Annotated in this window: 11 protein-coding genes; 8 read left to right on the plus strand and 3 right to left on the minus strand. The window is 34.7% G+C overall.

Features of this window, described 5'->3' with window-relative positions; genetic code table 11:
* Nucleotides 1-33: 33 nt before the first annotated feature.
* Nucleotides 34-1,710 carry a glutamine--tRNA ligase/YqeY domain fusion protein gene (locus tag SJY30_RS13695; protein ID WP_396632713.1) on the plus strand — a complete coding sequence of 559 codons (1,677 nt, stop codon included), beginning with the start codon at nucleotides 34-36 and terminating at the stop codon, nucleotides 1,708-1,710.
* A gap of 277 nt (nucleotides 1,711-1,987) precedes the next feature.
* Here the strand turns inward: SJY30_RS13695 and SJY30_RS13700 are convergent, their stop codons facing one another.
* Entirely contained in the window at nucleotides 1,988-2,917 is a 930-nt protein-coding gene (locus SJY30_RS13700; protein WP_396632714.1) for an SPFH domain-containing protein, read from the minus strand.
* A 214-nt stretch (nucleotides 2,918-3,131) separates the two neighbouring features.
* Between SJY30_RS13700 and SJY30_RS13705 the strand changes: the two genes are divergently transcribed.
* Nucleotides 3,132-3,494 carry a bleomycin resistance protein gene (locus tag SJY30_RS13705; RefSeq protein WP_396632715.1) on the plus strand — a complete coding sequence of 121 codons (363 nt, stop codon included), beginning with the start codon at nucleotides 3,132-3,134 and terminating at the stop codon, nucleotides 3,492-3,494.
* 66 nt (nucleotides 3,495-3,560) lie between these two features.
* On the opposite strand, the gene katG is transcribed toward SJY30_RS13705, so the two are convergent.
* Nucleotides 3,561-5,804 (minus strand): catalase/peroxidase HPI, encoded by a 2,244-nt coding sequence (katG, locus tag SJY30_RS13710; RefSeq protein WP_396632716.1) that lies wholly within the window; start codon nucleotides 5,802-5,804, stop codon nucleotides 3,561-3,563.
* 467 nt (nucleotides 5,805-6,271) lie between these two features.
* On the opposite strand from katG, the gene SJY30_RS13715 reads away from it, so the two are divergent.
* The 3 genes from SJY30_RS13715 (at nucleotide 6,272) to SJY30_RS13725 (ending at nucleotide 8,409) form a co-directional block, all read left to right on the plus strand.
* Nucleotides 6,272-6,874 carry a PepSY domain-containing protein gene (locus SJY30_RS13715; RefSeq protein ID WP_396635334.1) on the plus strand — a complete coding sequence of 201 codons (603 nt, stop codon included), beginning with the start codon at nucleotides 6,272-6,274 and terminating at the stop codon, nucleotides 6,872-6,874.
* 55 nt (nucleotides 6,875-6,929) lie between these two features.
* On the plus strand, nucleotides 6,930-7,901 hold the full coding sequence (gene rlmF / locus SJY30_RS13720; protein WP_396632717.1) for a 23S rRNA (adenine(1618)-N(6))-methyltransferase RlmF: 972 nt from the start codon (nucleotides 6,930-6,932) through the stop codon (nucleotides 7,899-7,901).
* Nucleotides 7,902-8,013: 112 nt separating this feature from the next.
* A complete protein-coding gene (locus tag SJY30_RS13725; protein ID WP_396632718.1) occupies nucleotides 8,014-8,409 on the plus strand; it encodes an ACT domain-containing protein in 396 nt (131 codons plus the stop codon).
* A gap of 30 nt (nucleotides 8,410-8,439) precedes the next feature.
* Here the strand turns inward: SJY30_RS13725 and gltX are convergent, their stop codons facing one another.
* Nucleotides 8,440-9,948 carry a glutamate--tRNA ligase gene (gltX, locus tag SJY30_RS13730; RefSeq protein ID WP_396632719.1) on the minus strand — a complete coding sequence of 503 codons (1,509 nt, stop codon included), beginning with the start codon at nucleotides 9,946-9,948 and terminating at the stop codon, nucleotides 8,440-8,442.
* Between the two features lie 191 nt (nucleotides 9,949-10,139).
* Here gltX and SJY30_RS13735 point away from each other — a divergent pair, with 191 nt between their 5' ends.
* From SJY30_RS13735 to mnmG, 3 genes are read left to right on the plus strand one after another with little or no spacing between them, the layout of a single operon-like run.
* Nucleotides 10,140-13,634 (plus strand): hypothetical protein, encoded by a 3,495-nt coding sequence (locus SJY30_RS13735; RefSeq protein WP_396632720.1) that lies wholly within the window; start codon nucleotides 10,140-10,142, stop codon nucleotides 13,632-13,634.
* On the plus strand, nucleotides 13,627-14,046 hold the full coding sequence (ybeY, locus tag SJY30_RS13740; protein ID WP_396632721.1) for an rRNA maturation RNase YbeY: 420 nt from the start codon (nucleotides 13,627-13,629) through the stop codon (nucleotides 14,044-14,046). The genes SJY30_RS13735 and ybeY overlap by 8 nt, the downstream gene beginning before the upstream one ends.
* A gap of 5 nt (nucleotides 14,047-14,051) precedes the next feature.
* Entirely contained in the window at nucleotides 14,052-15,920 is a 1,869-nt protein-coding gene (gene mnmG / locus SJY30_RS13745; protein WP_396632722.1) for a tRNA uridine-5-carboxymethylaminomethyl(34) synthesis enzyme MnmG, read from the plus strand.
* Nucleotides 15,921-15,948 lie beyond the last annotated feature (28 nt).

Raw genomic sequence — 15,948 nt, forward strand, 5'->3', positions numbered from 1 at the left:
TTTTGCTACTTTTGTAGCCTGAAAAATTATGACATGAGCGAGACAACAAAGTCTTTGAATTTTATTGAACAAATTGTTGAAGAGGACTTGGTAAATGGTTATACCAAAGACGAATTACGTTTTCGTTTTCCTCCAGAGCCTAATGGTTATCTGCATATTGGCCACGCAAGTTCCATATGCTTAAATTTTGGTTTAGGTCTTAGGTATAATGCACCTGTAAATCTGAGATTTGACGATACCAACCCGGCAAAAGAAGAACAAGAATTTGTAGATGCCATTAAAAAAGATGTCGAATGGCTGGGTTTTAAGTGGGATACCGAACGGTATGCTTCTGATTATTTTCAACAATTGTACGACTGGGCGGTTGAATTGATAAAAGAAGGCAAAGCTTATGTAGATGATCAATCTTCTGAAGAAATGGCGCTTCAAAAGGGTACACCTACAGAACCAGGAAAAGATAGCCCCAATAGAAATCGATCCATTGAAGAGAATTTAGAGCTCTTTGAAAAGATGAAAAACGGAGAACTTGAAGAAGGTACACATGTGCTTAGAGCCAAAATTGATATGGCTTCTTCAAATATGTTAATGCGTGATCCTATAATGTACCGTGTTTTACACAAAGCTCACCACAGAACAAATACCGATTGGTGTATTTACCCGATGTATGATTGGACTCATGGAGAAAGCGATTATATAGAACAGGTCTCACATTCTTTCTGTACGTTAGAATTCGCCATGCACCGTGAGCTATACAACTGGTTTTTAGATCAAGTATATGATGAAACTAAAGTAAGACCTAAACAACGTGAGTTCGCTCGGAGAAATTTGAGTCACACCGTAGTTAGTAAAAGAAAACTGGCAAAATTGGTAGAAAGTGGTGTTGTAGATTCTTGGGACAACCCTAGAATGCCAACAATATCCGGTTTAAGAAGAAGAGGGTATACTCCAGAATCTATCCGCAATTTTACGGATACTATAGGTATCGCAAAAAGGGATAACTTAATAGATGTTTCTTTATTAGAATTTCAGGTACGAGATCACTTAAATAAAGTTGCCCCGAGGGTTATGGGTGTTTTAGATCCTTTAAAAGTGGTCATTACAAATTATCCAGAAGGTGAAGAAGAGTGGTTAGATGCCGAAAACAACCCCGAAGATGAAAGTGCAGGTTCAAGAAAAGTACCTTTTTCAAAAGAATTTTACATTGAAAAAGAAGATTTTAGAGAAGAGGCCAATAAAAAGTTCTTTAGATTAAAACTTGGAAAAGAAGTTCGTTTAAAGAACGCATACATTATAAAAGCTGAATCTTGCACAAAAGATACTGATGGGAATATTATTGAGGTACAGTGTACATACGACCCAAAAAGTAAAAGTGGAAGCGGTACTGAAGAAAGTTTACGTAAGGTAAAAGGAACATTACATTGGGTTTCTATAAAACATGCTGTTGAAGCAGAAGTTCGTTTATACGATCGTTTGTTTACAGATGCAAGTCCAGATACACACAAGGACAAAGATTTTATGGAATTTGTAAATCCTGATTCACTAAAAGTAATAACCGGTTATGTAGAACCTCATCTTAAGGATGCCAAAATTGGAGACCGAGTTCAATTTCAACGCATCGGATATTTTTGTGTAGATCCAGACACGACAGCTGATAACTTGGTTTTTAACAGAACGGTCGGTTTACGCGATTCTTGGGCTAAAATTCAATAAAAAAACAGTATAGGTATACCTTATAGTTAAAATCTGTTTTAATTAAGGTTAGCTATTAAAAACCACCTTTAGGCATGTTGTCTAAAGGTGGTTTTTGTTTTTTAGACTAATTGGTATTAATACTAATAAAAGTATTCGCTATTGGCTTTAAAATAGCCAAAATGAACAGGTTGTTTATCTTAAGAAGTATATTACCAATACTGAATTAAATAAGCATTAAAAAGCCCGAGAACAAAAATTCTCGGGCTATATCTGAAATTGATAAAAGTAAATTTACTTATTCCTCAAGTTTAGGCTTATTGGTTTTCTTCATGCTTTCACCGATCATATTACTAGCAGTAAAACTTGCCACCATGTTGTTTAACATGTCACTACCCGCTTGCGGAGAATTTGGTAATAAAATCAAATTCGTATTTGTTTCTTCACCTATACTTTGTAGAGTATCATAATGTTGTGTTACTACAATTAAGGCAGAAGCTTCTTGTGAATTAATACCTACTTTATTTAGTACCTCAACCGACTCTTCTAAACCACGAGCAATTTCTCTTCTTTGATCTGCTATACCTTGACCTTGTAATCTTTTACTTTCTGCCTCGGCTTTCGCTTTTTCTACAATTAAGATACGAGCAGCATCACCTTCAAACTGTGCAGCGGTCTTTTGACGTTCAGAAGCATTAATACGGTTCATTGCCTCCTTAACCTGCGGATCAGGATCAATATCAGTTACCAAGGTCTTTATAATATCAAAACCGTAGTCTAACATAGCTTCTTGTAGTTCAGATTTTACCGCAATGGCTATATCATCTTTTTTAACGAATACATCATCCAACTTCATTTTAGGAACTTCTGCACGTACAACGTCAAAAACATATGAGGTTATTTGTTCATGTGGGTACTCTAATTTATAATAAGCATCGTAAACTTTTTCCCTAATAACCACATACTGTACAGATACTTTCAATTTTACGAATACATCATCCAATGTTTTCGTTTCAATAATTACATCCAACTGCTGAATCTTTAAACCTATTCTTGCAGCTATGCGCTGTACAAAAGGAATTTTAAAATGAATACCCGATTGTCTAACACTAGTAAACTTTCCAAAAGTTTCAATTAAAACAGCTGTTTGTTGTTTTACGATAAATACACCCGACAGAATAGTTATAATCACTAAAAACGCAATCGGAATCCAAATAAATGAGCCCATATTTTTTTCTTTTATAGTTAATATTTGAAGATACTAAAAGCCTTCATACTATTAGTAGCAAATGTTGCACATTTGTTACAAAAGCACAAGAATTAAAATAGATATGGCAATGTATTAAGCATTAACGATTATACATCTTACCGTAAATAAAGTAGTTCAACATCAACATTTTATTTTGGTTTTAGTAATTTGTTATTATCGTAATATAAAAAATATGCTGACAGCCATAATCCCCAAGTTACCCATGCGAAATAGGGAGAAAACCATATCCTATTATATTGATTCGCTCGAATTTAAAAAAGTAGGTGAACTAGATTATCCTGACTATTTAATGATAGAAAAGGATGGAGTTGAAATACACTTCTTTCTGTTTGAAACCCTTGATCCAAAAGAAAATTATGGTCAAGTATATATTCGTACCAAGGAAATTACTTCTTTATACCAATCGTTCTTAAATAGGAATGTACCCATACATCCAAATGGCGCCTTAGAAATAAAACCCTGGGGGCAAAAGGAGTTCGCTCTACTAGACCCAGATCACAATCTATTAACATTCGGAGAATCAGTCAAGAAATAGAATTGTAAGTAAAAGAAAAAGGGCAGCTCTTTCGAGCTGCCCTTTTTTATATATTAAAAATAAACATTAGATATCAAATCGATCTAAATTCATCACTTTAGTCCACGTTCTACTAAAGTCACGTACAAATTTTTGTTTCGCATCTTCTGTTCCATAAACTTCTGCTAAAGCTCGTAATTCTGAATTAGAACCGAATATTAAATCTGCTCTAGTACCAGTCCATTTTACCGCTCCGGTTTTACGATCACTACCCTCAAAAACGGTATCATCATCAGAAGCAGCTTTCCAAGTGGTACCCATATCTAATAAGTTAATAAAGAAATCATTTGTAAGTAACCCTGGTTTATCGGTAAACACTCCGTTATTAGAACCATCATAATTAGCCCCTAATACACGAAGACCGCCAACTAATACGGTCATTTCTGGCGCAGTTAAGGTCAATAAATTTGCTTTGTCAATTAGCAACTCTTCAGGTTTAATAGAAACATTCTTATTGGTATAATTTCTAAATCCGTCAGCAAGTGGTTCAAGTGCGTCAAAAGCCTCAATATCCGTTTTTTCTTGAGTCGCATCCGTACGACCAGGTTTAAATGTCACTTCAGTATCAAAACCTGCAAGTTTAGCGGCATTTTCAACAGCGGCAGTACCAGCTAGAACAACTAAATCGGCAAAAGTAACTTTCTTATTACCAGACTGACTATCATTAAATTCTTTCTGAATCTTCTCTAACATGGTAGTAACCTTAGCTAATTGTGTAGGGTTATTTACTGTCCAATCTTTTTGAGGTGCTAAACGAATACGACCACCATTGGCACCACCACGTTTATCAGAACCTCTAAAAGTAGAAGCGGAGGCCCAAGCCGTAGCAACTAATTCAGCAGTTGACAGACCAGAAGATAAAATTGTTTTCTTTAAAGCTTCTATATCCGCATCGTCAATCAAATCAAAATCGACTGCCGGTACAGGGTCTTGCCATAGTAATTCCTCTTTTGGTACTTCAGGTCCTAAATAACGTTCAACAGGCCCCATGTCACGGTGTGTTAATTTATACCAAGCTCTTGAATAGGCATCTTTAAACTCATCTGGATTTTCTAAAAAGTTTCTAGAGATCTTTTCGTAAGCAGGATCAACACGTAGAGACATATCCGTTACCAACATAAAAGGTTGGTGTGTTTTACCTGGAATATGGGCATCTGGCATTTCTCCTGCTCCCGCATCACCAACTGGTTTATACTGCCAAGCCCCTGCAGGACTCTTTGTTAATTCCCACTCATAACCAAATAAATTTTCAAAAAAGTGATGACTCCACTTTGTTGGTGTTTGAGACCAAGCACCTTCAATACCGCTTGTTATGGTATCAGCACCAGAACCGGTACCATAACTATTTGCCCAACCTAAACCTTGAGCTGTAATATCTGCAGCTGCAGGCTCGACACTAACATAATCATCAGGGTTCGCGGCACCGTGTGTTTTACCAAATGTATGACCACCGGCAATTAAAGCAACGGTTTCATAGTCATCCATTGCCATTCTTTTAAAGGTTTGCCTAATATAATGGGCAGCTTCTAATGGATCAGGATTGGCATTATGACCCTCTGGGTTTACATAAATCAATCCCATGTGTGCAGCACCCAAAGGATTTTCCAATTCTTTACCATCATCATCATAACGTTGTTTGTTACCCAACCATTCTGTTTCAGAACCCCAATAGATATCTTCTTCAGGCTGCCAAATATCTTCTCGACCACCTGCAAAACCGAACATGGGTAACCCCATACTTTCGTGCGCAACATTACCGGCAAGTATCATTAAATCTGCCCAAGAAATTTTCTTTCCGTATTTCTGTTTAATTGGCCATAATAGCAAACGTGCCTTATCTAAATTCGCATTATCTGGCCAACTATTTAGCGGTGCAAAACGCTGGTTTCCAGCACTAGCACCACCTCTACCGTCAGATGTTCGATAAGTACCAGCACTATGCCAGGCCATACGAATAAAAAATGGTCCATAATGACCATAATCGGCAGGCCACCAATCTTGACTATCGGTCATTAAATCTGTTAAGTCTTTCTTTATGGCGGCTAAGTCCAAAGAATTAAACTCTTCGGTATAATCAAAATCATCTCCCATTGGGTCAGCCATTTTAGAATGCAATCTTAAAATATTAAGATTCAACATATTTGGCCACCAATCCTTATTCCTTGTTCCGCCTCCTGCAGCTTGATGCATTTCACCATTTAAAAATGGACAATTTGCTGCATCGGATTCATTTAAATCCCAAGCTTCACCCTTTCCGTTAGTACTACTCATGATTATATAGTTTTTAAGTTGTTTCTAATATTGATTGTAAAACTATGCTTAATAAATCTATTGATATTTAAATTTAGATAGATAAAACTTATTGTATCATATTCCTAATTCATATAAACCCATAAATTATTATCAAGTTCGTTGTTTAAAACCCATAAATATTGGAATATCCTAAAGATAAACACTTAGTTCTATCGAACAAGTACCATTATACGATATTTAATAATTTCGTAAAACAACAGCAAACCATAACTTACTAGAACAATCTAAATTTTGAATGATCTTTCGCTATAAGTCTATGGTAGTGCTTATGGTTGTTTACGACATGATATTATAAGCAAAACCTGGGCACCATTCATTTGCGTAGTATATAAAAGAAATCTTGATACTGAAATAACCAACAATTGATAAAATCAAATAAACTAAGTCATTCATTTTAACAATTCCTTCTAATAACTGTTTTGTAAATCTATCTATATTGCCCGTTAACTTACCCCAAAATAATGCCTAAATTCACCAAAAGACAAAGACAAGCAAAATGGCTACGTATTTTTAGAAAAGTACATAGGGCCACTGGTGCGGCTTTGTTTATTTTCTTCTTTATTATCGCTATTACCGGACTTCTTTTAGGATGGAAAAAACACAGTGGCGGGGTAATTCTATCAAAATCGTATGAAGGCACTTCTACAGAATTAAAACATTGGTTACCTATTGATAGTTTACACACCCTCGCTAATACCTATCTTTTAGAAAACGTATCTAAAGAATTATCCACTAAAATTGATAGAATTGACATCAGAAAAGAAAAGGGAATGGTGAAATTCGTTTATGAAAATCATCTATGGGGACTGCAATTAGATGGGGTAACCGGCAAATTACTTCATATAGAACGTAGATATTCTGACCTCTTAGAACAAATACATGATGGTTCAATTTTAGATAATTATGTGGGCACTAGTGATAATCAAATAAAAGTCTTCTACACTACAATAATGGGGCTTGCACTTCTTCTTTTTACGATAACCGGTTTTTGGTTGTGGTATGGGCCAAAACGTATGCGAAAAAAATAAAACAACAGCTTAAAAATTAAGGTTAGCTTTGGGGTCTTAATAAGGCTCAATAATTATGGCAGACCACAAGAAAAAAGAGGGTTTAGAAAAACCAACTTTACACCCAAGAAACAAACATACCGGTCGTTACGATCTTAAAGCACTTAAATTGGTAAATGCTGATTTAAAGCCATTTGTAACCAAAAATAAGTACGGAAACTTTACAATAGACTTCTTTAACCCAGTTGCTGTAAAAGCCCTGAATAAAGCAATTTTAATTTCACAATACGGACTAGACTTCTGGGATATACCAGATGGTTTCTTGTGCCCTCCGATACCAGGAAGAGCAGATTATATTCACCACATTGCTGATATCTTGGCAGCCAGTAACGATGGCAATTTGGTTAAAGGCGATAAAATTAAATGCCTGGATATTGGAGTAGGAGCAAATTGTGTATACCCAATAATTGGAAATAATGCTTACGGTTGGTCTTTCATAGGATCTGATATTGACCCAAAGGCGATAGAAGCAGCACAAAAAATTGTGACTTCAAACCCTTATCTTCATGGTAAAGTCGAATTTCGACTTCAACCCAAACCTGAACATATATTTTCTGGAATTTTAAATACCGATGAAAAAGTAGATTTAACTATCTGCAATCCACCATTTCATGCTACACAAGCGGAAGCGGAAGCCGGAACACTTAGAAAATTAAGTAATCTAAAGAAAAAAAGGGTCAAGAAACCCGAGCTGAATTTTAGCGGTCAAGGTGGAGAACTTTGGACGGATGGCGGAGAAAAACGATTTGTACTTAATATGATTAATGAAAGTGCGCAATATTCTAAAAATTGTGCTTGGTTTTCAACTTTGGTTTCAAAGCAATCTAACCTACGTGCGTTTTATGATAGATTAGAAAAAGTAGGAATTGTGGAGCACAAAACTACACCAATGGGGCAGGGTAATAAACTAAGTAGAATAATTGCTTGGACATTTTTATCGGCAGCAGAAATGAAAACTTGGGCAGAAGATAGATGGGTAAGCGAATAAAATTTTGCCGCGGACCTTTTTTAATCATCAATGGAGGTATTTTAAGCGGTTCTCTTTTGTAAATTGACCCGAAGGGTCGAAATTTTTTTGAAAATTCAGCAAAAACGCTAAAATGGCAGGAGAAACAGATTTAAATATACTTTTAAGGACTTTAAAACCTAGTTTGAACAAAGGCAATTATGTTTTTATATCTGTAAAAGATATTCAGCATATTTCTAGGGACAATATTTTATTCGAGTTCAAAGAAAAAGAAGGTATAACTATCGTCTTAGAACAAGCCAAAGCCGATGAATTAAATTTTAAATACGAATTTGTTGCATCTTGGATTACACTTACCGTTCATTCTGCATTATATGCTGTTGGTTTAACAGCTGCAGTTTCTACAGCACTAACGAAATATAATATCAGTTGCAATGTTGTTGCGGCATATTATCATGACCATATTTTTGTATCAACCAAAGACACAAAAAAAGCAATGGAAGTTTTAAGTGAATTTTCAGGAAAATAAAGACTGCTTCATTTTCCTGAAAATTTTATTTTATCCCAATTTGTTTAAAGCTGTTTCTATTCTAGAAATACCTTCCTCTTTACCGATCATGGCCATGATATCGAAAATATGTGGTCCTTTCATATCACCAACTAAGAATAGGCGTAAAGGTGGCATCACTTTTCCAAAAGACAATTCTTTCTCGCCAATCCATGCTTTTACAATGGTTTCGCTGTTTTCAGAAGAAAAATCTTCTATGGATCTTAATACAGAAATAAGATCGTTCATGATTGAAGCGGTATCTTCTTTCCATTGTTTTTTTGCAGCTTTCGCATTGTACTCATTAGGCGCTACGAAGAAATAATCGCTCAAGTCCCAAAAATCTGAAACAAAAATTGCGCGCTCTTTTATTAGCGTAACCACTTTGGTAACATACGCTAAATCTAATTTGTCATCATCAGAAGTATGCTCTTTTACTGTCGGTAAGAATAACTTAGCCAACTCATTATCAGCGGTTTCTTGAAGATAATGCTGGTTGTACCATTTGGTTTTTTCTGGATCAAATCGAGCTCCAGATTTATTTACACGGTCTAGACTGAAGGTTTTTACCAATTCATCTAAAGAAAATAATTCTTGTTCCGTACCAGGGTTCCATCCTAATAATGCCAAGAAATTTATAACCGCCTCAGGAAAATAACCTGATTCTTTATACCCAATAGATTCATTCCAAGAAAGGGGAAAAACCGGAAAGCCCATTTTTTCGCCATCACGTTTACTCAACTTTCCTTTTCCTACGGGTTTCATGATCAAAGGTAAATGTGCAAATTCAGGAGCATCCCATCCAAAAGCATCATACAGTTGTTTGTGTAATGCCATAGAAGGCAACCATTCTTCACCACGAATTACATGGCTAATTTCCATTAAATAATCATCAACAATATTTGCTAAATGGTATGTTGGCATACCATCACTTTTAAACAATACCTTATCGTCTAAAACATTAGTGTCTATTTTTATGGAGCCACGTATTAAATCTTGTAGAAGTAACGTTTCATCTGGCGGAGTCAAAAAACGAATTACATAATCATCACCATTATCTAACTTGGCTTTTACCTCCTCTGGCATTAATGAAAGTGAATTATTAAGCTTTAATCTATTGTGCCAATTATAAATAAAGGTTTTGCCCTGTTTTTCATGCTCTTTTCTATGACCATCCAAACTTTCAGAAGTATCAAAAGCATAATATGCCTTACCTTTTTCAACTAACTCATCGGCATATTTTTTGTACAATGATTTTCGCTCGCTCTGTCTATACGGACCAAAACCACCGTCTTTACCAATTCCTTCGTCAAAAGGAATTCCGCACCAATTCAAAGAGTCAATAATATATTGCTCAGCACCTTCAACATATCTATTCTGGTCGGTATCTTCTATTCTTAGAATAAAATCACCGCCATGTTTTTTGGCAAATAAATAATTAAATAGGGCAGTACGAACACCACCAATATGCAATGGTCCAGTAGGACTAGGGGCAAAACGAACACGAACTTTTTTTGACATAGTATTTTTATAAGGCTACAAAGATACACATCCCTAACTTTTTACTTAATAATGCTAAATAGGATTTTTACAAAAAACAGCTACTTAGTTTCATGTAGTTGTGTAGTTATCAACAGGTCAGTGTTTTGATTTAACAAATATTTCCCAACAAACATAGGTGATAACCGTTATCTTGGTATAAAAAAGAACAATTGCAAGACTACCAGCACATATTACAGCGTTTAAATCAGTTTATTCAAAAACATTATTCTCAAGTTCTACTGAAAGGTATATTATTGTTTTTTGCCTTAGGATTATTGTTTTTCTTATTGATTTTAGGAGTAGAATATTTTCTATGGATGAACACTACCGGAAGAATGATACTTTTCGGAATCTTTATGGCGGTTGAGCTATTTCTACTGTTTAAATACATCTTAACCCCAATATTTTACTTACTTAAATTGAAACAGGGTATAGGTCCAAAAGATGCTGCTCAAATGATAGGAAAGCATTTTCCTGAAGTAGGAGATAAGCTTACCAACTTATTAGATCTAGCAAATGACCCACAACAATCTGAATTATTACTTGCCAGTATAAACCAAAGATCAAAACAATTAGATCCCATTCCGTTTTCAAACGCCATAGATTTTAGAGATTCTTTAAAATATTTGAAATATGCTATAATTCCGATAGCCATAATAGCACTTTTATTCATTTCCGGAAACTGGAATACTTTCTTTGGCAGTTACGAACGTGTCGTTAACTATGAAATGGCTTATGAAAAACCAGCACCGTTCCATTTTGAAGTACTATCGGATAACCTGAAGACTTTACAAGATGAAGCCTTTACCATACAAATTGCTACTAGAGGGGAAGTAAAACCAGAGAACGTATTTATAGAAATAGATGGCAAACAGATGCTTTTACAAAAAAACAATGGTTTTTATGAATATGTTTTCACCCCACCGATATCCACAACGAACTTCAAATTCAAAGCGAATGAAGTAAGTTCTAGAGATTATACCTTAACAGCTTTAGAGACACCTTCTATCTTAGATTTCACCATGAATCTTACCTATCCATCGTACCTGAACAAACCAAATGAAACTATTAAAAGCACGGGAAACGCTGTAATACCAGAAGGAACCAAAATACATTGGAAGATAAATGGAGAAAATACCGATAAGATTAATCTTTTTACAAAAGATACGGTAATACAATTAAATAAAGAAAAAAATACCTTTCAATTAGAAAAACGAATCTATACTGATTTGAATTATGAACTAACAACTACAAACAAAAACGTACAAGATTACGAACGATTAACCTATAATTTTAAAGTAATAAAAGATGCATACCCTTCAATGAAGGTTAATCAGGTTCTAGATAGTTTAAATCCTAATGTTTCTTACTACACTGGTAATGCAAGTGATGATTATGGTTTACGCAAAATAGATGTAGTTTATTTTGAAGTAGGAAAAGAAGAAAAGAAGAATACGGTTAACCTATTAAAAACTACTTCTAATTACGAACAATTCTATTACACTTTCCCATCTGGTTTAGCACTTGAAGCAGGCAAAAATTATGGCTTTTATTTTGAGGTTACTGATAACGATGCCATACATAATGGCAAGACGATAAAAAGCCAAATCTACCAGCAGGTATTACTAGATGAAAATCAATTAAAAAACAAAGATTTAGAGTCCCAACAATCTCTCATAAAAGACCTTGATAAATCATTACAAAAATCTAAAGAACAGAAGGAATCCTTAGAAGAGATTAATCAAAATCAGAAAGAAAAAAACAGTCTAAATTTTAATGATAAAAACCAGATAAAAGACTATCTAAAAAAACAAGAACAACAAGAACAGCTGATGCAAAAATTCAGCAAAGAATTAAAAGAAAATCTGAGTAAAGAAAATAAAGATGACAAATTAAACCAATTGTTACAAGAGCGCCTAGAACGCCAAGAAGAACAAGCTAAGAAAAACCAGCAACTCCTTGAAGAACTTAATAAAGTAGCTGATAAAATAAAGAAAGAAGACTTAACCAAAAAACTTGAAGAACTAGGTAAAAAACAACAAAATAGTCAACGTAGTCTTGAACAGTTATTAGAATTAACCAAACGGTATTATGTAACAGAAAAGGCATCTCAGATTGCACGCGATTTAGAAGAATTAGCTAAAAAACAAGAAGAGCTTTCTCAACAAAATGAAGAAAATAATACCGCTGAAAAACAGAAAGAATTAAATAAAAAATTCGATGAGATTTCAGCTGAAATGGATGACCTTAAAAAAGATAATGAAAAGCTCAAAAAACCGATTGATATAAATATTGAAAAGAGAAAAAAAGATGGCATAAAAGAAGACCAAAAAAATGCATTGGAACAACTAGAAAAAGATGCAACAAACGACAAGAATAAACCAAACAGTTCCGGTGCGAATAAGAAGCAAAAATCTGCTGCAGAAAAGATGAAAGAAATGAGTGAACAACTTAGCGAATCATCTTCAAGCGGAGGCGGTGGTTCATCTGTAACTGAAGATGCGGAAATGTTGAGACAAATTCTTGATAACTTGATCATATTTTCATTCAAACAAGAAATCCTATATGATCGATTATCAGCTAGAGAAGACCAAGATGCAACCCAGTATTCTGAAACCGTGCGTGGTCAAAATGAATTGAAGGGTTTATTTGAACATGTAGATGATAGTCTTTTTGCATTATCACTTAGACAGGCTGAGATTTCAGAATTTGTAAATGAACAAATTACCGAAGTGTATTACAACATTGATAAATCTTTAGAAACTATGGCAGATGGTCAAATGTTTCAAGGTATTTCTCATCAAAAATATGTTTTAACTTCAGCAAATAGTCTTGCAGATTTTCTCGCCGAAGTAATGGATAATATGAATTCAAGTATGCAAATGGGAAAAGGTTCTGGAGAAAGTGAAGGTGGTTTTCAATTGCCAGATATCATCAAAGGTCAGCAAGAATTAGGTGAAAAAATGGGACAACAAGGTCAGTCTGGGAGTGAAGGAAAAGAAGGTAAAAGTGGAGAAGGAAAACAGGGTGAAAATGGAGAAAACGGTGAAGATGGAAAACAAGGCGAACCTAGTAAACAAGGGGCTAACGGAAAAGAGGGAGAGAATGGAAATAACGGTGAAAATGGGAAAAATGGAAAAGGAAAAAATGGGAAAAGTGGAGAAAATGGACAGGGTGGAGAAAACGGGCAAGGAAATAATGGCTCTAACGGTACAAATGGGCAAGGGCCAGGGTCAATGAGTGAAAGTGAGCTAAAAGAAATTTATGAAATCTATCAAAGTCAGCAAAAATTAAGACAGGAATTAGAAAAACAACTTGAAAACATGATTAATTCCGGTGACCAAAAACTAGGTCAAAAATTAATTAAACAGATGGAAGATTTTGAGAACGATCTTTTAGAAAATGGAATAACACAACGTACCATCAACAAAGCCAATACTATACAGTATGAATTGTTGAAATTGGAAAATGCAGCTCTTAAGCAAGGAGAGAAATCTGAGCGAGAAAGTAATAGAAATACCAAAGACTTCACAAATCCTATTACTACTAAACCCTCATTATTAGATAATTATCGTAATGAAGTTGAAATTTTAAATAGGCAAAGCTTACCTTTGCGGCAAAATTTTCAATCTAAGGTTAAAGAGTACTTCAAAGCAAATGATTAATTACAATTACCTAACTGATTTTAAACTTGTAGCAGAAAATAACTTCGATTCGTGGATTACTGAATCTTGTAATACCGAAGGGTTTTCTATAATTGAACTCAACTACATTTTCTGTAGTGATGACTACTTGCTTAAAATAAATCAAGATTATTTACAACACGATTATCTAACAGACATTATCACTTTTGATTATGTGTCAGGAAAAAATGTATCGGGCGACCTTTACATTTCAATTGACCGCGTAAAAGAAAACGCAGAAGAGTTTAATGTTTCATTTGATAATGAATTAAAACGCGTAATGATTCATGGGGTTTTACATCTTATGGGTTATTCGGATAAATCGGATACAGCTACTGCCGAAATGCGCGCTAAAGAAGAAGAAAAAATAAAGCTGTTCCACGTGGAACAATAGAAAATATGTTTGGAGAAGAATATGATGTAATTGTAGTTGGCGGAGGACACGCCGGTGCAGAAGCGGCAGCAGCAGCTGCAAACTTGGGTTCAAAAACCTTATTAGTAACCATGAATTTGCAAAATATAGGACAGATGTCTTGTAACCCAGCAATGGGTGGAATTGCAAAAGGACAAATTGTTAGGGAGATAGATGCTCTTGGTGGATACAGTGGAATTGTATCTGACAAATCTGCTATTCAATTTAAAATGTTGAATAAATCCAAAGGACCCGCAATGTGGAGCCCAAGAACGCAAAACGACAGAATGCGTTTTGCAGAGGAGTGGCGTTTAATGTTAGAACGTACACCTAATGTAGATTTTTACCAAGAAATGGTCTCAGGGTTGTTAGTAGAAAATCATAAAATAGTTGGAGTAAAAACCTCTTTAGGAATCAATATAAAATCTAAAGCAGTAGTATTGACCAACGGAACCTTCTTAAATGGATTGATACATATTGGTGAAAAACAATTTGGTGGAGGTAGAGCAGGAGAAAAAGCGGCAACCGGAATTACAGAACAATTAGTTGAATTAGGATTTGAAAGTGGGAGAATGAAAACCGGAACTCCTCCACGAGTTGATGGTAGATCTTTAGATTATTCTAAAATGATCGTACAACCTGGTGATGCAATTCCTGAAAAATTTTCTTATACAAATACAAAACCATTAGCACATCAACGTGATTGTTACATGACACATACTAGTGCTCTGGTACATGATTTGTTACGCGAAGGTTTTGATAGATCACCAATGTTCAACGGTAGAATAAAAAGTTTAGGTCCTAGATACTGTCCATCTATTGAAGATAAAATAAACAGGTTTGCAGATAAAGATAGTCACCAAATGTTTATTGAACCAGAAGGATGGGAAACTGTAGAAGTATATGTAAACGGATTTTCAACTTCATTACCAGAAGATGTTCAGTTCAAAGCATTACGTTCTGTTGTAGGATTTGAAAAAGTAAAATTTTTTAGACCAGGTTATGCGATAGAGTACGACTACTTTCCGCCAACACAATTAAAGCATACCCTAGAAACTAAGCTAGTTGAAAATTTATATTTCGCAGGACAAATAAATGGAACTACCGGATATGAAGAAGCAGCATCTCAAGGATTAATGGCTGGAATAAATGCTCACCTAAAAATAAAAGAAGAAAATCCGTTAATTCTAAAAAGAGACGAAGCATACATTGGTGTTTTAATTGATGACCTAATTACAAAAGGTACAGAAGAACCATACCGTATGTTTACTTCTCGTGCAGAATATAGAACCTTACTTAGACAAGACAATGCTGATTTGAGATTAACACCATTGAGCCATGCTATAGGTTTTGCAACCGATTCTAGAATGAAAAGAATGGAGCAAAAATTAGAACAGTCTGAAGCTCTTGTCAACTTCTTTAGAGAAACAAGTGTATTACCAAAAGACATTAATCCAATATTTGAAAGTGTTGAGTCTTCTTTAGTAAAGCAATCAGACAAAATGTATAAAGCATTTTCAAGACCTAATGTTACCATGAATCATATGCTACAATTAGAATCAGTTTCAAACTTTGTAAAACAAAACAATTTTGATAGTGAAATTCTTGAACAAGCAGAAGTACAAATTAAATACTCTGGGTACATAGCTAAAGAAAAATTAAACGCTGATAAACTTCATAGATTAGAAGCAGTAAAGATTCCAGAAAATTTTGATTACTCTAAATTGAAATCACTTTCTTTTGAAGCAAGAGAAAAAATGACAAAAATTCAACCCGTTACTATTTCTCAAGCATCAAGAATTAGTGGAGTTACACCGAGTGACATCAGTGTACTTTTAGTTTATCTTGGAAGGTAGGGCAAATTGTTCCACGTGGAACAATGAA

This window comes from Maribacter sp. R86514 (assembly GCF_044597005.1).
GTDB lineage: Bacteria > Bacteroidota > Bacteroidia > Flavobacteriales > Flavobacteriaceae > Maribacter.